The 17,632-nt window shown below is 72.6% G+C and carries 17 protein-coding genes; 7 read left to right on the top strand and 10 right to left on the bottom strand.

The window, feature by feature from the left end; genetic code table 11:
* Positions 1–107 precede the first annotated feature (107 nt).
* Complete coding sequence (locus tag ACZ47G_RS37130) at positions 108–392, top strand: hypothetical protein (RefSeq protein WP_465750512.1); 285 nt, start codon at positions 108–110, stop codon at positions 390–392.
* Here the strand turns inward: ACZ47G_RS37130 and ACZ47G_RS37125 are convergent.
* Positions 374–1,897: an ATP-dependent DNA ligase gene (locus ACZ47G_RS37125; protein ID WP_465750510.1), complete on the bottom strand. Its 1,524-nt coding sequence runs from the start codon at positions 1,895–1,897 to the stop codon at positions 374–376. The genes ACZ47G_RS37130 and ACZ47G_RS37125 overlap by 19 nt on opposite strands.
* Positions 1,894–2,121 (bottom strand): hypothetical protein, encoded by a 228-nt coding sequence (locus tag ACZ47G_RS37120; RefSeq protein WP_465750508.1) that lies wholly within the window; start codon positions 2,119–2,121, stop codon positions 1,894–1,896. The genes ACZ47G_RS37125 and ACZ47G_RS37120 overlap by 4 nt, the downstream gene beginning before the upstream one ends.
* 167 nt (positions 2,122–2,288) lie before the next feature.
* Here ACZ47G_RS37120 and ACZ47G_RS37115 point away from each other — a divergent pair, with 167 nt between their 5' ends.
* Positions 2,289–2,618: a hypothetical protein gene (locus ACZ47G_RS37115; protein WP_465750506.1), complete on the top strand. Its 330-nt coding sequence runs from the start codon at positions 2,289–2,291 to the stop codon at positions 2,616–2,618.
* Positions 2,619–2,953: 335 nt separating this feature from the next.
* Here ACZ47G_RS37115 and ACZ47G_RS37110 read toward each other — a convergent pair whose 3' ends face one another.
* Positions 2,954–3,325, bottom strand: a complete 372-nt coding sequence (locus tag ACZ47G_RS37110; protein ID WP_465750504.1) for a hypothetical protein — start codon at positions 3,323–3,325, stop codon at positions 2,954–2,956.
* Positions 3,326–3,579: 254 nt separating this feature from the next.
* Here ACZ47G_RS37110 and ACZ47G_RS37105 point away from each other — a divergent pair, with 254 nt between their 5' ends.
* Entirely contained in the window at positions 3,580–3,777 is a 198-nt protein-coding gene (locus ACZ47G_RS37105) for a hypothetical protein (protein WP_465750502.1), read from the top strand.
* A 243-nt stretch (positions 3,778–4,020) separates the two neighbouring features.
* Entirely contained in the window at positions 4,021–4,257 is a 237-nt protein-coding gene (locus ACZ47G_RS37100; protein ID WP_465750500.1) for a helicase associated domain-containing protein, read from the top strand.
* Between the two features lie 132 nt (positions 4,258–4,389).
* Here ACZ47G_RS37100 and ACZ47G_RS37095 read toward each other — a convergent pair whose 3' ends face one another.
* Positions 4,390–4,884 carry a hypothetical protein gene (locus ACZ47G_RS37095; RefSeq protein ID WP_465750498.1) on the bottom strand — a complete coding sequence of 165 codons (495 nt, stop codon included), beginning with the start codon at positions 4,882–4,884 and terminating at the stop codon, positions 4,390–4,392.
* 153 nt (positions 4,885–5,037) lie between these two features.
* Here ACZ47G_RS37095 and ACZ47G_RS37090 point away from each other — a divergent pair, with 153 nt between their 5' ends.
* Positions 5,038–5,448 (top strand): hypothetical protein, encoded by a 411-nt coding sequence (locus ACZ47G_RS37090; protein ID WP_465750496.1) that lies wholly within the window; start codon positions 5,038–5,040, stop codon positions 5,446–5,448.
* Positions 5,449–5,664: 216 nt separating this feature from the next.
* On the opposite strand, the gene ACZ47G_RS37085 is transcribed toward ACZ47G_RS37090, so the two are convergent.
* Positions 5,665–6,042, bottom strand: a complete 378-nt coding sequence (locus ACZ47G_RS37085) for a hypothetical protein (RefSeq protein WP_465750494.1) — start codon at positions 6,040–6,042, stop codon at positions 5,665–5,667.
* On the bottom strand, positions 6,042–8,024 hold the full coding sequence (locus tag ACZ47G_RS37080; RefSeq protein ID WP_465750492.1) for a hypothetical protein: 1,983 nt from the start codon (positions 8,022–8,024) through the stop codon (positions 6,042–6,044). The genes ACZ47G_RS37085 and ACZ47G_RS37080 overlap by 1 nt, the downstream gene beginning before the upstream one ends.
* A 228-nt stretch (positions 8,025–8,252) precedes the next feature.
* On the opposite strand from ACZ47G_RS37080, the gene ACZ47G_RS37075 reads away from it, so the two are divergent.
* Positions 8,253–8,504, top strand: coding sequence for a hypothetical protein (locus ACZ47G_RS37075; protein ID WP_465750490.1), 252 nt, complete (start codon positions 8,253–8,255; stop codon positions 8,502–8,504).
* A gap of 379 nt (positions 8,505–8,883) precedes the next feature.
* Here ACZ47G_RS37075 and ACZ47G_RS37070 read toward each other — a convergent pair whose 3' ends face one another.
* The 4 genes from ACZ47G_RS37070 to ACZ47G_RS37055 all read right to left on the bottom strand — a co-directional run bounded on the left by ACZ47G_RS37070 (position 8,884) and on the right by ACZ47G_RS37055 (position 14,839).
* Entirely contained in the window at positions 8,884–9,882 is a 999-nt protein-coding gene (locus ACZ47G_RS37070; RefSeq protein ID WP_465750622.1) for a TniB family NTP-binding protein, read from the bottom strand.
* A 297-nt stretch (positions 9,883–10,179) separates the two neighbouring features.
* Positions 10,180–12,381 carry a transposase family protein gene (locus ACZ47G_RS37065; RefSeq protein ID WP_465750620.1) on the bottom strand — a complete coding sequence of 734 codons (2,202 nt, stop codon included), beginning with the start codon at positions 12,379–12,381 and terminating at the stop codon, positions 10,180–10,182.
* A gap of 5 nt (positions 12,382–12,386) precedes the next feature.
* Positions 12,387–13,190, bottom strand: coding sequence for a TnsA-like heteromeric transposase endonuclease subunit (locus ACZ47G_RS37060; RefSeq protein WP_465750488.1), 804 nt, complete (start codon positions 13,188–13,190; stop codon positions 12,387–12,389).
* Positions 13,191–13,447: 257 nt separating this feature from the next.
* The gene (locus ACZ47G_RS37055) at positions 13,448–14,839 is read right to left on the bottom strand and encodes a DNA-binding protein (RefSeq protein ID WP_465750486.1); all 1,392 of its coding nucleotides are present in this window, start codon (positions 14,837–14,839) and stop codon (positions 13,448–13,450) included.
* Between the two features lie 1,199 nt (positions 14,840–16,038).
* Between ACZ47G_RS37055 and ACZ47G_RS37050 the strand changes: the two genes are divergently transcribed.
* On the top strand, positions 16,039–16,449 hold the full coding sequence (locus ACZ47G_RS37050) for a hypothetical protein (RefSeq protein ID WP_465750484.1): 411 nt from the start codon (positions 16,039–16,041) through the stop codon (positions 16,447–16,449).
* Positions 16,450–17,632: the final 1,183 nt, after the last annotated feature.

Genomic DNA, 17,632 nt, shown 5'->3' with positions numbered 1-17,632 from the left:
GCCTCGCCCAGCAGCACACCGCACCCCGGCCCGCACCGGCGGCCCCGGTTCCAGACGGGCCTTCCCAGCAGCAGCCGCCCGTCGAGATACTCGTACCGGCCGATCCGATGCACCGCCGCCTGCCCCCGACCGATGTGCGCGTCGTCCTCGACCCGCGGCTGTTCGGTGACTGGTGGGCGCTGGCCGGCTGGACGGTCAACCCGGACGTCTACCTGGTGACGGCCGAGGGGCATCAGGTCGGCTGGGTCGAGCGCGGCCTGCTCGGCGACCGCTGGGTGGCCGTGTGCGAGAACTACTTCATCGGCGACCAGGCCACCCAGGAAGCGATGCTCCACGACACCCCCGAGCAGGCCGCCCGCACCGTCCAGCTCGCCTACCTCCACAACCTCTGAGCGTCCCGGGGTGAGGCCCGTCCCCCGCCGCCGCCGTTGCCGCGGCCGCGCTGCTCTCCCTTGTCGTCAACGGGGGTTGTGGCCGCCGAGGACGCGCCCGCCGGATCAGCCTCCGGCGGGCGCGCGGTGATCCGCAGCAACAGCGTGACCGCCCGACACAGGAACCGTATCGAGGCCACGGGCCAACCAGGGGCAGCCGTGTACAGCCGACGCACGTTCGACAGCTTGGTTCCCTGAACGGTCTGCTGGACCGTCTCCTGGGCGGTATGCCGGGAGGTTGCGCCGCAGGTTGCACCGCAGGTTGCGGCCATGCTCGGCAGTGGGACGCGTCTGTGCAGGTCAGCACCGGCGGGCAAGCGGTTGGCCCAACTGACACCTCTTCCTCGCGATAGCCGAGGAAGAGGCCAGTGAGATTGCCGCACCGGCGGGCTCTGCTCCCGGCTGGCCACCGGACCGCCCTGACCCCCCGACGCCGCGAGGCCCGCACGCTCCTCGCCCGGCTGCTCAGCCGCAGGTCCTGACCGTGCTGTCGTGCCGGACGCCCCGCTGGTCTCGCGGTCGGACGCGCACCTGACCCTCAGGTCACCGCCGGGGTCAGCATCTCGGGGGTGAGGTCGGCCCGGACACGGGTGATCCGCGGGCGGTGGCGGTATCGGGCGAACTCCTCGGGCTGGGCCTGGTCGGTCTCGATCTCGACGACGACCTCCGGCCGTACCGGTAGATAGGGAACCGGCGGGCTGCCGGGCAGACCGCCGATGGTTTCCGGGCAGCGGTGCCAGGGCGCGGCGCAGGTCCTGGCCGAGGGGCAGGGAGACGCCGACCGGGCGCAGCCGGCCGTCGTGGCCGGGGTGGGAGAGGATGGCGGCCTGGGTGGTGGTTGTGCGGCCGGTGATGCCGGTGATCACAGCGTCCACGGGGTGGCGGCGGCGCCACTTGGTCCAGCCGGACCCGTACCGCGGCAGGTAGGGCCGGCCGTCCGGTTTGGCGACCAGGCCCTCGACCGCGCCGCCCAGAGCGCCGACCCAGGTCATGGCTTCGTCCAGGTCGCCGGTGGCCGGAACGGGCCGGATCGCGGTGGGCGCCTCGGTGAGCAGGTCCAGCAGGAGGCGGCGGCGCTCGCTGTAGGGGCGGGGACGGTGGTCGGTGCCGTCGGCGGCCAGGACGTCGAAGGCCGCGAAGTGGACGGCGAACCCGGCGCCTGGTCGCGGGCCCTTGCCGGCACGGGTCTGCAGCAGCGCGAAGCGCACCTTGCCCGCCCTGGTTACGGCGAGGAGCTCCCCGTCGTACACGGCTTCCGGCATCCGGCTCGCGATGTCGACGACATCCGCCATCGCCGCCGTGAGGTCGGTGCCGTGCCGGCTGTAGACCCGCGCGCCGGGACCGGTGCGCAGCAGGGCCCTCCAGCCGTCGAGTTTGGGCTCCAGGCTCAGCCGGGGCCCGGCGGGCGGCTCGGTGACCGGACGGGCGGCGGCCACCTCGAGGGGCAGGGTGAAGGGGAGCGTCACCGGCCGCCGTCGACGCGTCGGCCGGGAGCCAGGCCCATGTAGAACGCGAACGCCGCCGGGGCGGCGTCCGCCGCCGCCCGCTGCTGCTCCGTGCTGTTCCGCGCAAGCGCGAAACACTGCCATGAGCACCGGCCCCAGGGGTTCCAGGCGGTGGTGCGCCCGCAGGCGTCGCAGGTCATTGTCGCGGTCTCGGCCATGGTCACCTCCGCGGTTTCTGTCTCCACGGTAGGCCCGTGCCGACGGTTGCAACCCCCGGTCGGCTCGGGCTGGCCGGCCGGGTGGAGGGTGCCGGGCACAAGACCGATCGGGGCCCCTACGCGGTGCCGGCTCGGTCACCGTGGTGCCGGGCCGACGTTTGAATGGGAACGCCTGTTCGATTTATCGTGGGGACGTGACCAGCGCATCCCCCATCTCCCGCTCCCACCCCGGCCACCCGGAATCCCAGCCCGGGGACGCCGAGCGGGCGCCGCGCACGCTGATGTCCGGCCCTGGCCGGTGCTGGACCACCGAGCCGCGCTGGCGCTGGGCTGAGATCCGCCTCGGCGGCCGGTGGCGGCCCTGCCGGATCGAGAACTGGCGCCTGCACCAGGGCTCCACCGCCTGGGTCGCCCTCGTCCGCTGGGGCGCAGGCTTCGACGATTGGGGCTGGTACCTCCACCACCCCGACACGATCCGCCGCACGCCTCAGCCCACCGCACCCGACGGCCCGGCGAGCTGGTGAATGCGGCGGACCGCGCCCCGGCCGCCTCGAGGCCGGATGGCATGTTCGCGGCCGAAATCTCGCAGGTCAAACCCCTGGCCACCACCGGCGACACAGGTCTAGCATTCCCGGCACGGCGGCCCCACCACAGCACCACCGGGCCGCCGGCCAGCGCAGCCACGCCACCCCCACGGCGCGGCTGACCTCCCACCGGCCGGGCCCCGCGGAACACCCCCTGCTCCCCGAGACCCGGCCGGGCTGCGCTCCTGCTCCCGGACGTCGGGCGCGCGGGCGTCGCCTACGCCGCGGAACCCTGGAGCCCGAGCGGACCCGAGGGACGAAGAACGCCCGGGGGGTCACTGGTGGTGTTCGGTGGTGGCGGCACGGTCGGCGGTGAGGGCTTGTTCGAGGCGCTCCGTGAACCGGGGCAGCTGGGTGACGGGGCATCCGCAGGTGATGGTGCGTGGCATGGCGAGCGCGATCGCCCCGACGGCCGCCAGGACGAGGCCCTCCTGGACGCCGAGCCCGTCGTTGAGCAGGACGAATCCGTCGAGCACCTGGGTGATCTCCGCGGGCACGCCGCCACACTCGCCGTCCTCGGGATCCAGGTCCCGGCCACAGGCGAGGACGGCCGCGGCGAACTCGCCCAGCGACCGGTCACCGGTGCGTGTGGCCAGCCCGGCCGCCTTCGCGGTCGCGTGGGCGGCTGCCCGCAGCGCAGCGGCCATCTCGGCGCGCTGCCGCTCCTCCCGCCGCGCGTCCTCGGCCTCCTGCTCCAGGTCCCGCTGCGCGTGGGCGGCGTGGTGGGCGGCGAAGGCCGCCCGTTCGACGGGGAAGGCCGATGGCTCGGCGGTGAGGGTCGACGGTTCGGCGGCGACGTCGTTGCGGCGTGCCTGGCCCCGGTGACCGTATGACGGGCCTTCCGCCAGATTGCGGGCGGGATCTATGGTGATCGTCAGGTCACCTGGAAGAAGGTCTCACCATGGCTCGCACGATCGCCGACGCGTTCCTCTTCGACTCCACGTGGGGCGATAGCGGTCCGATGCCGAAGGGCCAGGCCTTCGACTTCCCCGCTCAGCATTCCCTCGACCGGGCGGAGCTGAACAAGGTCCTCCGGGACAACCTGGACGGCGAGCTGATCCTTGTCGTGGATGCGAACGGCAACGTCCGTCTGCGGTAGCCAGGCCGGCCTCTGGTCTTCGCCGTGGCGGCCGTCGTCCCGGCTCTCTGGTCGTCGATGGCTGGAGCGGGCGGTGGGCGATGACTTGGTCCTCGCCCGACAGTGCGGCCCACTACCCGCCGGGCCACACCGCGTGAGCGGCCCGACGCTCGGCCCCCACCGGGCGGGCGGACTCGGCCGGCTGCTCCTCGCTCCCCGCTGCCGGACGGCGTCCAGGTCGCCAAGCTCGACGCGCTGGACGAGATGTGGCGTCTGGAGCCGGACTGGAACAGGTCGTACCGGCGCCTGCTCGCCTACCTCGCCGCCGGCGGCACCCTGGAGGGCCCGGCGAACCGCACCGGCGGCGAGGCGGACCCGACGTTCCGACCTGGCACGTGGCTGCGCAAGCAGGACAAGGCCCGTACCGAGGGCAAGTTGACCGACCACCAGGCTGCGCTCCTGGACGCGCTCACCCGGCACGCCGAGACCGTCACCGGCTGACCCACCGACGAACGCCCGCCGTCCCGGCCTGCCTGCCCGGGCCGGGACGGCCCGCTGCCCGGAAGGAGACGAGTGGCCACCACCCAGCAGCCGAAGGTGTCCTGGTACGCGCAAACGCGACCAGGCGGGACGTTAGCCGGACGTCAGCCGGCGGTGGGTGGTTCGGACGATCTCGTGCCAGAACGGCGCGGCCGCCAGGTAGCCGCCGAGCGCGGCGAGCACGCCGAACGAGACGTCGACGCTCACCCGGCCCTGTTTGGCCCAGTAGACGTCCTGCAGGTCCAGCAGCAGCGCGAACTCGTCGGTGATCAGAGCGGCGCCCGCGCCGTAGACGGCGGCCACCCCCGGGTGGCCGACCGCCTGCTCGTCGCCCCGGACGGCCACCAGGCCGACCCCGGCCAGCGCCGCGATGCCGACGTTGTAGTGGTGCAGGTGCTTCCCGTCGGCTGAGACGTTCCCCCAGGGCAGCCAGCCGCCCCTGATCCCGTGCGTGATGAACCGCACCGTGCCGAAGGTGGTACCGAAGGACGCCCACATCACCACCAGCGATCGCTTGGTCGGTGTCAGGTGGCGGTCTGCAGCTCGACGCCATTCGTCCACCAGCCGCAAGGGCGTCGTCGTTGCCATGCCACCGACCTCCAGTACCCGTCCGGTCCTCCGCAGCCGACGCTAACCGAACCGCGGCCCGTCCACCCGGCGGCCACCCGGGAGGACGAGCGCGCCGCCGACCGGTACGCCGACGCCGGAGACGAGGCCGCCCACGCCACCGCAGCCACCGCCTTGGCCGAGTGGCAGCGCGTACGCGACCACACCGCCGCCACCGGGGCCGAGCGCTACGACCCCGACCACGACACCGCCCTCCAGCAGGCGCTGCGCCGTGAGCGCCACCGCCAGGACCTCGCCGCCTGCGCCCGCGAGGCCGCCCACCAGGCCCGACAGACCACCGACGCCGCCCAGCGCAGCCTCGCCGGCACCGCCGCCCAGCCCCTCTACACCGCCCTCGACCGCGCCGGCCTCCACACACTCACCGACGACGACCACCAGGCCGTCCGCGACCTCACCCGCCACCTCGACCCCGAAACGCTGCGCCAGGTCACGAGCTGGCTGGAGCGCACCCGCACCATCGCCCTCGCCCTGGCCGCCGGGCAGGGGCGGCCGAGTCGGCCCGTCGTACGCCGCGACCCGCTCTGAACCTTCGCCGGGCCGAGCAGGGCGTACGACAGCAGGCCCCGGACGTCGCGTCCGGGGCCTGCTGTCGTAGTTCCGGCCGGCCGCCGGGGTCTGGTGCAACCAGGTGGTTCAGCCGAGTTGAGGCTCCACCCACGGGCAATGGTGTGCGGGCGGAGCACCCGATTCTTTATCACTCCGGCCGCTGGGGTCAGGGTCGATGTCCGGTGCCTCCCACGGTCAGATGGGCGTTCGCTGCCTGCGGTGATGTCCTCGGGGGCGACCGAGGAGGATGCCAACACGGGTTTCGAGGGCCAGCACCTGGTGACGCTCGAGGTCTTCCCGCAGGGGAAGCTCGACTGCCGCGGTCCAGTACTGGCTCTCGGGTTCGTCGTGCTCGCCGATGCGGTCTGCTCCTGCGGTGAGCGTGTTGAACCGATAGGCCATGCCGACGTAGAGGATCTCGCGGGCGAGCCCGAGCGCGATGTACAGCGTGACGTGGTGCAGCAGCGCCGAGGCGCCGAGCGGTAGCGGACGGACCTCCGTGCTGTTGACGGTCAGTTGGTCCCCGAGGAGATCGACCACCGCCCGCTCGGTGGTTGCGTTCCAGCGCAGCATCACTCGTCCTTCAGGTTGGCGATGGCCGCGACCGTGCTGAAGACCTGCGAGCTGACGACGCCCTTCCAGCCCTGGCTGCACCTGCCCGCCTCTCCGAGGTGCAGGGCGTAGGCGTCGATGGCGGTCTGGGCGGTGTTGACGCTGTCGGAGATGCGGGTCTCGAAGTCGTCGTTGTCGAGCGTCGTGACGTCCTTGCCGAGCTTCCACGCCTTGCGCGCGGACTCGTCGGTCACGGGGACGGGCTTGCCGTTGGACAGGATCAGCTCGTAACGCACCCCGGGGCTGGGCGCGGCCTGGCTGACCTGCGGCGGGTCCTCCAGGCCGCCGCTGTTCCAGAAGGTCTCGACGATCGCCTCGGCCTGGCGGCGGCCCCAGGCGGCCTTGGCCCCCGGCTTGTCCGTGATCATGCGGTTCAGGAAGGCGCTGGCCGCTCCGCGGGCGCGGGTGACCTCCTGCGCGCCGTACGCGGACTGGAGGACGCCGGAGGCGGTAGCGGCGATCGTGGTCCGGACCCGAACCTCGGCCAGGGCCTGCTTGCCGGTGGTGCTCCCGGCCTCGGCGGTCACCGAGTCCAGCACGGCGGAGATGGGGCGCCAGGTCAGTACGGACGGCAGTCCGGAGCTGCCGACCAGCAGGGACTGCGCGGCGGCGGCGTGGTAGCTGTCCGCCGCCCGGGGCAGGGCCCGGTGCACGAGGTGCGCGACGACTTGGCACCGGAGCCGACCGCCGCGCGTGGTGAACGCCATGCTGTCCATGCCGAGCTCGGCGTAGACGGCCTTGGCGGCCTTACCGCTCCGGCTGAACGCCCACACGCACATGGTGGCGAGGTACTCGAGCGGCATACCGTCGGGGCGGCTGGAGGGCATAGTCATGAACTCGATGATCTTGCTGCCGTAGACGGGCACCCCGTCGAAGACGCCGGCTTCGGCGAGGCGGCGCAGTGCGTCCGTGGCCAGCCGGGCCACCGCAGCGCCCTTCGGCAGCTCCTTGGGCTCGTTGTGCAGCGTCTCGTACCGCCGGGTCAGGCTCGCCGCGAAGTCGCGGATGACGTCGCCGACGGACCAAGCGCCGAGGACGACCTGGGCAGTGGTGGTCCAGCCGTGGACGGCGGCCAGCGCCTTCTTAGCCGGCACCGACACTGCCCTACTGGCACCTCGGTAGCGCACCTCGATCTCCACGGTCCCCTCGGCGTCCTCCAGTGTCAGGAGCTGTTCGCGGGCCTGCTGGAGGCAGGGGATCAGGGTGTCGAGGATCCGCTCCTGCTCGTCCTTGTTGAGCAGGGCGAAGCCGTACAGGGAGAACGGCAGCTTGAGGGTGGCGCTGAACTGCACGATCGCCTGGAACTTCATGGCCGCGCGGCCATGCCCGTCGATCGGGGAAACGCCCATGCCCAAGGGTGTGCGCTCGTTGTCGGTGATGCGCATGAGCGCTGCCTCGATGGGCCGGCGCTGGCCTTGGGCGGTCACCGTTTTGATGCTGCGGCTCGGGGCCGAGGTGGTGACCTGGTGGATCGTCCACTCCTGCCGCTTCTGGGGCCGCTCCAGCGCGTGAGGGCCGTCGGAGCGTAGCTCCAGGACGGAGGAGCCGGGGGCGCTCTGCGTGGCGGGGGGGAAGGGAAGGGCCCCGACATCGTTCCCGGTTCCGCTGTAGTCGCTGTTCTCCTCGTCCCTGACGTTGGCCACCAACAGCAGGAACAGGGTCATGACCGGGATCGGCGGGGTGATGATCTGGTGGCAGTCGCCGAGCACCCCGCCGTCGAGGTAGTGGAAGCGGCCGTCAACGCCCAGGTCCGGGGGGAAGAGGGCACGAACGGGGCCGGGCTCCGCGACGGCGCGGGCGAAGACTCCCAGGCTCTCCTCGTCCGGCTGGACGTCGGCGCGGACGATGACCGGGCACTGGCTGATCATCGTGGCGAGCTTCCGCGACGCGTCCGCGGGGGCGCGGTCGAGGATCTCGGGAAGGTTGGCAAACGGCATGGCCATGAGCCATGGCTCACTTTCTGCGTATGACGAAAGGCACGCAGGAAGTCCCTGCGCTCCCGGTTACAGGCGGATCCCGGCCGTGACCGGACCTGCGCCGTGAACCGGCCGGGTACGGGGGGCGTGGGGGCGATTCCGGCCGTAGCCGGACCTGGCGATCCCATACCCGCGACCTGTACCGGGCGCGATTAAGAGAGGACCCTACCTCACTGCACTGACACTCCGTTACGGGTGTCCCTCACCAGCGGAGTTGGGGCCGCGCTGCGCCCGTGCTGGACGTGCCGGGGCTCGATCGGCGGGAAGGAGGGCTCGAAGCTGGAGCTGACCGAGAAGGCCGGCCCCGACCGGCTGGAGTGCCCCGAGTGCGTCCAGGACCGCGCCGTCAAGGACTTGGGCCCGCTGATGCTGCCGGTCCCGACCAAGCGCGAGCTGGTGGCCGCGCTGGTCTCCACTCCAGACGATCCGTGGTGGGAGGACCGCTGAGGTTTGAGGGGGGTGTAGTTGGGATGGGGGGTGGTGTGTGGGCTGGGGTTTTGTGGGTGGGGTGAGAACGGGTGGGTGGGGGTTTGTGGGCTTAGGCGGTGGTTGTGAGCTGGGAGTATCGCGGGTTTTGTGAGTGTGGTGGCCGGTGTTGAGGGGTGTGGAGTGTCCTAAAGGCTGCTTCCACGTTTTGGCTGGTCAGGGCTGTTTTTCCTGGTCAGGTGGGGTGTCGTGGGGACTGTCCGGGGCCCGCTGGGGGGATGTTCTCATTGATCTCGGGGTGTTCTCGGCTCATCTCGGGTACGGGGGCGATGGCGCCGGGCCGCGTTCTCGCTGTTTCTGAGGGTTTCTCAGCCGGTTTCGGTGGCTGGTGTCCCCGCCTTCATCGGGTCCGTCCGCGGGGGCGGGGTGTGGGGTGGGTTTCGGCTTGGTGGTCCAGGCGCACCGCCTCGAGGGTGGTTTTGGTGATGCGTTCGGTGCCGTCGAGGATCGCGGTCAGGGCGGCTTCGCGGATGAGGCGGGCGAGGCTGCCGATACGCCCGGCGGTGCGTTGGTGGAGGTAGGGGGCGTGGCGGGACAGGGTGCCGGGCCGGTGCCGCCGGAGGTCGAGGGCTGTTTCCATGTCGGTGACGAGGTCGGTGAAGGGGCGTCGGGTGCCGAGGCGGGCGGGTAGGGCGCCGGTTTCGACGAGGCTGGCGCGGGCGGCGAGTTGAGCGCCGCGGACCCCGCTGAACAGGGGTGTGGTGGTGACGTCGATGCCGGCGTAGACGAAGGTCGCGCCGATCTGTTCGGTGAGGTCTTTCAACAGGTCGGCGGCTTCGGCGCCGGTGGTGGTGCGGGGATTGAGGCGGTGGATCTCGTCGATCAGGACCAGGCGCACGCCGGCGGTGTTGTAGGTGTGGGTGACGGCGTGCATGAGCTGGGCCTGGGTGGTGCGCGCGGTGACGGGGATGCCGAGGTAGCGGGCGAAGCCCGCGGTGAGGGTCTTGGCGCTGGCGCCGGGCGGCACGAGGACGTACGCCACCGGTACCGTCGGGTGCCCGTTCCCGGGTGGGGCGGGGTGTTGGCGCGTGTGGGCGAGGTGGCAGGTGCGGCCGACTTCGAGCAGGGCGGTGGTCTTCCCGGTGGCGGCGGGCCCGGTGAGGATCAGGCTGGGACGGGCGGTGGTGCGCTGGTGGCGTCCGAGCAGCATCAGACGCCGCACACTGAGCGCGAGGGTATCGATGGCGGGGGTGCGGACGGTGACGAACGCGGAGTGGTAGGCCAGCCGCTCCTCCATGCTGCGTTCCGGCTCCCCGGGCCCGGGTGGTGCGGGGGCGGGGGTGGTGGCGAAGGTCTGGAAGCCGTGCCAGGTGTCGACCGCGTACGGCGCCGGCTCCACCGGCCCCGTCGTGGTGTCGGTGGTGTTCGTGCCGGTGCTGTTCACCGCCGGGGCCCCGTTCCTCCGGTGTCCGATGATGCCGGAGCGTGCCGGTACCCGGGCCCTGACCGGGCGCCGGGTTCCCGGCGGCCTCACGGAGCGCACGAGGCCGGGGCTGGCAGCGCCGCAACGCCTCCCCGGCACGCCCGCGCTGTGCCCCGGCACGGCCGTGCTGCGCCCGACTTCGGCATGCCGTGGCCGCTGCCGATGCAGCGCGGGGGAGGTGGTGGCCGCCTGTTGCGGGTGTGTGGCGGTTGTTCACCATCGTTCGGCTTCCTGGTGGGCGTTCCACAGGCCGAGGCCGGTGTAGGGCGGGGCGGGGGAGCGGCCGTCGTTGCCTTCGTCGGCCCAGCCGTCGCCGTCGTCCTCGTCGTCGGGCCACCCGCTGGTGTCGGGTTCGGCGTCCAGCTCGTCCAGGCTCTCGGTGTCTTCCCGGCCGCTCGTGTCCGCGTCTGGCCGCTTTGGTGCGCCGGCGCGGTCTTCCCGCCCCGGCCGCGCTGTGCTGTCGCCCGTGTCGGTGGGGTGGGGGATGCGGGCGGGCATGGCGCGGGTGAGGAGGGCTTGTTCGGTGCGGGTGGCGTGGCCGGCGGCGGCGCGGCGGGTCAGGTCGTCGAGGGCCTGGGCGAGGTCGGCTTGGTGCTGGTCGTGGTCGCCGCGGCGTAGGGCGGTGGTGCGGATGTGCTGCCAGGTGCGGTCGTCGAACGGCTGGTGGACGTGGTCGCGGTGGATCCAGGGGATCTCGACCAGGTCGTCGCGGCCGGGTAGGCGGATCCAGATCTGGCGCAGGTCGTGGGGGTTGTGGTGGACCTCCCACCGGCCGCCGCGTGCGGTGATGGGGGAGGGCTGGCCGCGGTGGGGGCCGAGGAGGTCGTGGTCGTAGGTGCGCTGCTCGAGGCGGATGCCGTGGTCGCTGATGGTGAGCCAGCGCACGGGCAGCAGCTCGAGGTAGTCCCGTCCGGTCAACGGGACCGGCACGTGCCCGGCGACGGCGGTCAGCGCGCCCCACATCTCCAGGGGTGTCAGCCGTGTCTTGGGCAGTACGGGGTGGCGCAGCCCGTTGTGGGGGCGGTGGTGCCAGTGGACGAGCCATTCGTCGAGGAGGTCCTGTAGCCGGGCGACGCTGTAGCAGGCGTGCTGTTCGACGTCGCGGCCGCGCTCGAGGACGTTGGAGCCGGTGTAGCCGGGCAGGTGCTGCCACAGCAGGGTGTTGATGGAGCCGAAGGTGCGCTCCACGATGCCCTTGGCGGTCGGGGCGTGCGGCGGGGCGGGCTGGACGCTGATGCCGAGGGTCTGGCAGGCGGCGGTGAAGGTCTCGGAGAGGTAGATCTTCCCGCGGTCGACGACGATCGTCTCCGGCACGACGACTGGCCGTGCCGCGGCGCCTTCGAGGCGCTCGTCGGCCGACAGCAGCTCCTCCCGGTACGGGAGGCAGGAGTGGGCGAAGCGCAGGACGTCGGGCCAGGTGGGGCGGGCGGGGTGGGGGACGGCCATCTCCGCGAGCAGCAGCGCGGCGTCGACGGCCTTGGTGCTGTGCGGGCGCAGCACGGCGGCCAGGATGGAGCGGGTGGCGACGTCGACGGCGATCGTCAGCTCGGGCCGGCCCAGCGTGCCGTCGTCGAAGACCGCGAGGACGTCCAGGCGGGTGGTGTCGATCTGCACCTGCTCGCCCGGGCGCAGCGCCACGGTCGGGGTGAACGCCCGCCCTTCCCGGGGCCCGGGGACACCGTCCCCGCGGCCGTGGATGTCCTCGCGCGGGTCGGTGAGGGCGGCCACCAGCCGGTAGAAGGTGGCCTGCGAGCACATCGCCACCGCGTCCCCGTGCCGCTCGGCCAAGATCCTGGCCGCGACGGGGAACAGGGCCTTGACGGTGCCCTTGGAGCGGCCGCGCCGGCGCCGGATCGCCTCCTTCACCGCGGCCACGACCCGCTCGTCGGTGCGCCCCGCAGGCATCGGCCCGCGGGTGGTGCGGTGGTCGACCAGCCCCCACAGGCCCTGCTTGCGGTAGTCCAGCCGCATCTTCTGCACCGTGGAACGGCTGACCTTCCCGAAGCCGAGCGCGGTGAGCTCCTCGGCCTTGGCCCGCTCCCGCTCGACGAGGGTGTACCGCTTCGGGTCGTAGCACTCCTTGGCCACGAAGCCGGCCTCGGCGCCGTCGGGGTGCCCGGTCTCGACCTCGCGGATGTGCCGGCGCCACGCGAGCGCCCGTTCCCTGGCCGCCGCCGGGGCGGTCTCGAACAGGCCCCACTGCGGCGCCGCCTCCGCCTTCTCACCGGCCTCGGGACCGGTGAGGGCGAACGTGGGGTCGGCGAACAGGTGCCCGGCCAGCACCACTTCCTCCCCCTCGTCGGCAACCAGGTGGACGCGCTGCCCGGCCAGGCCGACGACCTGCCAGCGCAATCCCCGGAAACGGACCTGCCCGCCGACCGCCAGCACCGGACGCCCGCCGCGCCGCCGTGCCACCGCGCTCACACCCAACCCCCGCCACAATCGCCGGCCGCCCCGGTCGTCCCCGTCCCGCTGCTCCCCGCCACGGCCCGTACGGATCCCGGGCCGACGAGGACGCCCTGGTGCAGCGGTCGTTCCAACGAGACCGCCAACCAGCTGTGCCACAGGGCGTGGAAGACGGCGGGCAGAACCGTCATCGGGGTGCCGAGCGCCTGAACGCCTTCCAGGAGCGGCCTCGGCCGCGCGAACGCCTCCAGCAGCGCGTCCACGACCCCGGGGCGGCCCTGGTAGCGGGGATGGCGGTAGCCGGCCAGCCACCGCAGGTTCGCCGCCAGAACCGCATCCAGCGGCTCCAGGCGCCGGTAGCGCCAGCCGACCAGGTCGCACGCCGCCCGGGCCGCCTGCGCGGCACGCAGCGCCCGCTCACCGCCCGCCTCCGCATGCCCTGGGCAGTCGGCCAGCAGAGCGGTGCCGTCCGCGTACCGGGCGAACAGCTGCGGCACCCACGAGCGCGCCCCGCCCCGCCCGTCGCGCCACACCAGCCGCACCGGCCGCCCCGCCAGCCCTGTCACCTGCGGGTCGCGGTCCAGGACCATCAGCTGGGTACGCATCGCGTTCGACCCGGCGACCACGTGCCGCCCGGTGGTCGCCGACCACCACAGCCCCGGCCCCCACCTGCGCCCAGGCGGCACCGGGAACGCGGACACCGGCGCCAGGTCCTCGAACGCCACCGCCACGCAGGCGTCCTCCCACCGCTGGCGCACCTCCTGCCCGACCGGGTCGAGGAACACCGCCTCGAACCCCGCCCGCCCATCCACATCCACCGGGCCCGCGGACCCACCCGCCCCAGCCCAACCGTCCACGCCGCTCACGGTTCTCAGCCAACCCGCCACACACGCCCACACGGACGGCTTTCCCCGTTCCCGCCCCACCCCGTGACCTGGTGCGGTAGAGCGCTCCACACGCGCCCGCGTTCTCACCCGGGCCCACACCCCCCCCACCGAGCCCAAGCCCGGCGCCGCCCTGCACAGCACTGCCCCACACCCAGTCCGCCCCCGGCCCAACGACCCGTCAGACCTCTCTAACGCCCCGCCCCGCCACCAGCCCCGAGCACCTCGGCGAGCGCGCCGGAGGACAGCCCCGCCCAGAGAGCCACGTCCTCGACCCGTACCCCGGCCTCCAACGCAGCCCCCACCGTCTCCCGCACCGCCTCCTGCAATCGGCCGATGCTGCAACCCAGGCCCTTCAACAGCCGCTCCGCCGCCTCCGCACTACTGCCCCGCTGCGCCCCACGCAGCTGGATCAACTGCTCCTCCGCGTCGTCCAGCAAGTTGCCGATCAGCGCGCGCCGTTCAGGCGCCACCGCCGAGCGCCACACCGTCCCCGACCCCGGCAGCCTTGATTCCTTCGCCAGCGCCCGCAGCTGCGCCGCCATGCTCGTCGGCTGGAGCTCACGGCGCACCCACCACAACTCGTCCCTGTGGCCGGAGGGCACGGCCACGCCGCGGCGCCGACGGATCACCGCCCCCATCCACGTGATCAGCGGCCCGCCGAAGTCGACCGCCGCCAGCGGCCCCAGCCACCGGCGCCCCACCCGCTCACCCAACCGCCGACAGAACTCCCCGTCCGCCGGCAATGCCCGAGGCCGCTCGGCCCCACTGTCCTGCCAGGCCAACTCGGCCATCACCGGATCCAGCAGCGCCCGCGCGACCTCCACCACCTCCGGGAACACCGCCGCATCCCGCGCCACCGCCCGCCACCGCCAGAAATCCCCGCCCGCGTCCCCACCCGCCAGGGCATGCAGCCGCGCGGGCCACGCCCGCTCGTCCGGCCACTCCAATGCCAGATCCCACCACCGGCACACCACCGCATACGCCACACCGAACACCTTCCCGGGCTCCACCCCCGCCCGCACCGCACACTTCGCCACCCGCGCCCACCGCCGCTGCGCCTCGACGATCTCCGGCAGTCCGCGCAGATCCAGGTGCTCCAGAGCCTGGTCCGCGTCCGCGTCCAGCAGCCACCGCTCATGCTGCACGCACACCCGCGCCCACCGCTGCGCGTACCGCACCACCCGAACCGAAGCCCCGGTCCGCCGCGCCGCGCACGACCGGCACCCGAACGCCACCGGCCCCACCACTGCACCGCCCACCCGCCACACCGCCCGAGGACCACCCCCACCCGCCCGCGTGGTCAGCTTCTCGTCGTCCAACCCCCACGTCGGCAACGCCCGCGCCAGCACCTCCCCGGCGACCCCGCACAGGCCGACCAGGACCCGCCGCCCGGCCTCGTCGAGCAGCACCTCGGCGTCCGTCCGCAGTGCACCGCTCTCGTGCCGCAGACGGTGGCCGTGCCATTGCCAGTGGGTCAGTAGAGCGGTGTCGTCCAGGCCGTAGCGGGCAGCGACCCGGCCAACCAACGAGAAGGTCGTCTCCCCGGCAATCGGAGAGACACGGAAGACCACGGAATCCATGGACCTAGCCTCGCGGAGAACAGCAGAACCCGAAGGCAGTTCCATGCTCCTGCCAGGATCGACTTGACGGTCGCCCGTACCGCGAACGCCGTGCTGCGCCTGTGTTGGACGTGCCGGGGTTCGATCGGGGGATGAAGGCCTCGAAGCTGGAGTTGCGGGAGAAGCCGGGCCCGGGCCGGCTGGAGTGTCCCGAGTGCGTTCAGGCCCGCGCCGCGAAGGACTTGGGCCCGCCGGTGCTGCCGGTTCCGACCAAGCGCGAGCTGGTGGCCGAGCTGGGTCTCCACTCCGGGCGATCCGTGGTGGGAGGACCGCGTGTTGCACGCCGAGCTCTACCCGGCGAGGGACCGCTGGGTGTGACCTGTTGGCTTGTGTGGGCGTGTTTTGGCCCCGCACAGTGTGTTGTCTGGACCTTTGGTTGTGTCTGTCGGGGTGTGGCGGGGTGGGTGTTCGGGGCGGGGTTTGGTGACTGTGTGTGGTGGTGGGTTGGGTTGGGGGCGGGTCGGGCCAGTCGGGGGGCCGGTCGGGGGGGGCTTGTTTTCGGGGGTGAATTACGCTGGTAATTCGGTTGGGTTGTTTTGTGGATTGGCTTCCGGGTGGTGGTGTGAATTCGGGTTGGAATTGTTGTGTGGGGGTGGTGGCGGGGGTCGGTGTTCGGTTTCGTCCGGGTCGGGCCCGCCGTTCCCGGTGGCCGTGCCGCCTCGCTGCGCCGCCGTCCCGGGCCTGCTGCGCCTGCTCGGTCGCTGCCGTCCCGGGTCCGCCGTCCAGGCCCCGCCCCGTCCAGGCCGCGCCCCGTTCGGTGCTTGCTGCCGCTGTCGCCGTCCCGCCGTGCTGGCTGCCGTGCGGGTCGCGCCGCCGTCCGGGGCTGTCCGGGCCTCGCTGTGCCGCCGTCCCGGCCGGGCGGTCCGGGCGGCTGGGTGGCCGTCAGGCCGCCCTGGAGAACGTCCAGGCGCCGTCCGGGAGTGCTCGGCGGGCCGACCGCCGGGTCGGGCTGTCCCGGCCCGTCCGCTACGCCCGAGGTTCAGACCGGGCGGTGTCCTGGATGCCTGCGGATGTCGGTGGTGTCGGGGAGGGTGTTGATCATGTTTGAGGAGTGGTGGCGTGTTCAGCCGGACGAGGATCGCGTGCAGTGGGTACTGGAGTCGTTCACGGTCGTGGGGCCGTTGCGTTTCGGCATGAGTGCTGATGAGGTGACGGCCGCCATGAGCGCTCTCACCGGGGAGACCGAGCACCGGACCTGGCGCGGAGGGCCGGGCGACAAGGTCTGGAGGGTCGAGGAGGGCCGGTACCGGGAGTTCGGCCTGCACCTGTACTACCAGGACGAGCGGCTGTCCGGGATCGCGGTCGACGCTCTGTGCGGGCCGCAGGTCACCGTGGAGGGCACCGCGCTCGTGGGCCGGACTCCCTCAGAGGTGGGGCGGCGGATGGAGGAACGCGATGCCGAGCTCTCGTACATGAGCCTGGGCGTGCCCCGATCGGACCTCCTGGGCGTGGTCGTCAACGTCCAACGGGCGCACGACCGGCTGCTCACCCGGCCGGTGTTCTTCCCCGCGGAGGCCCTCGACGACCTCCCTCACTGGTTCCCGCAGAGGGCCTGGGAGATCCACGGCTGAGCGCTACACCGCGGTGTGCGGTACGGGAGCGCACTGCATCGGTCTGCCCGGTGGGCCGGCCCCGGCAGCTCCCCGCCGCTGCCGCGGTTCCCTGGGGCTGCCGCCGTGCCCGCGCCCCTCTCTGCCGTCCTGGTCCGGTGTTCGGTTTGGTGTCGCTGCTCCGGGAATTGCCCGGTTGGCTCTGGGCGGGTTTTCCTGGGCGGTGTGGAATGGCGGTTGCCGTGCCGGACGCGAGGGCCGTAGGCCCCTTACCGGCGTGCCTGAATTCGATTCCTCGTAGCGGCGCCCCGAAAGGCTTTCGGATCGCCGCCTTAAAGAGGACGGAAGGGAATCCGGATTCTCACCGTGAGTGCGTCTTGATAGAGCCTGGCCGGACGGTGTCCGCGAGGCTGCCTGTTCATGTCTGGCACCCGCCCGTGGGCCGGTAGAATAGAGCTGTTCGGACGCCGGAGAAACGCCGCTGGATACGCTCCGGATGCTCGGTCGGGAATCGCGGTTGAGGGCCTGTCAGGGACCGCCGTGCGGGGCGCCCGTGAGGGCCCGCCACAGGGGCCGGGGGAGGCCGGGTCGAGCCGGTGGCCCGGGGACGTCTCCCGAGGGCCGCAGGCCCGTCCCTGGGGACGGCGGATGGGCCGCCAGCCCAGTAACTGCAAGGCGAATCTGCCCCTGATCATCCACCGGCCGCGCCCGAGGGAGGGGCCCCTGGGGTGGGGTTGTTGCTGATACCCGAAGTCCGCGACACATCGTCAACGCCGAGGGCCGCAGGCCCCGGCCGGCACCCCCGCCCGATCGGGGGGATGGGCCACTACCCGAATTTCGCGTCACATCGTCAACGCCCGCCCCCGGGCGCAGCCCGGGAAACCCTGCCAGCAAATAGGCCCGTAGGGCCGTGAAAACACCAGCCCAACAAAGCCGGAATGCCGACAGGTTGACGGGCCGTAGGCCCGGGGCAAATTCCACCGATAGGCGGAGCGCAGCGACGCCCGACGCCTGCTCAAACAAGCCAGCACAACCCCACGGATTCGCCACCGGCGAATTCCCCCAACCCCGCATCGCCGCCGAGGCGCAGCCGAGGCCACACCACGCACGGTGACGGCGCAGCCGGCACCCCCCGGCTGACGCCGCGTCAGCGGCGCCCCGGCCGCCAGGCCGGGGATAAGGCCCTTCAGGGCCTTCCGCCCCC

It is taken from the genome of Kitasatospora sp. NPDC030952 (assembly GCF_055571335.1).
The sequence above is the reverse complement of the archived record's forward strand: the minus strand, read 5'-3'. Positions and strand labels throughout refer to the sequence as shown.

Excerpts from the sequence above, each read along its gene's own strand:
- ACZ47G_RS37080 (WP_465750492.1), bottom strand. The coding sequence starts at position 8,024 with ATGGCCATGCCGTTTGCCAACCTTCCCGAGATCCTCGACCGCGCCCCC.
- ACZ47G_RS37055 (WP_465750486.1), bottom strand. The coding sequence starts at position 14,839 with ATGGATTCCGTGGTCTTCCGTGTCTCTCCGATTGCCGGGGAGACGACC.
- ACZ47G_RS37050 (WP_465750484.1), top strand. The coding sequence starts at position 16,039 with ATGAGCGCTCTCACCGGGGAGACCGAGCACCGGACCTGGCGCGGAGGG.
- ACZ47G_RS37130 (WP_465750512.1), top strand. The coding sequence starts at position 108 with ATGCACCGCCGCCTGCCCCCGACCGATGTGCGCGTCGTCCTCGACCCG.
- ACZ47G_RS37095 (WP_465750498.1), bottom strand. The coding sequence starts at position 4,884 with ATGGCAACGACGACGCCCTTGCGGCTGGTGGACGAATGGCGTCGAGCT.
- ACZ47G_RS37110 (WP_465750504.1), bottom strand. The coding sequence starts at position 3,325 with ATGGCCGCTGCGCTGCGGGCAGCCGCCCACGCGACCGCGAAGGCGGCC.
- ACZ47G_RS37105 (WP_465750502.1), top strand. The coding sequence starts at position 3,580 with ATGGCTCGCACGATCGCCGACGCGTTCCTCTTCGACTCCACGTGGGGC.
- ACZ47G_RS37100 (WP_465750500.1), top strand. The coding sequence starts at position 4,021 with ATGTGGCGTCTGGAGCCGGACTGGAACAGGTCGTACCGGCGCCTGCTC.
- ACZ47G_RS37085 (WP_465750494.1), bottom strand. The coding sequence starts at position 6,042 with ATGCTGCGCTGGAACGCAACCACCGAGCGGGCGGTGGTCGATCTCCTC.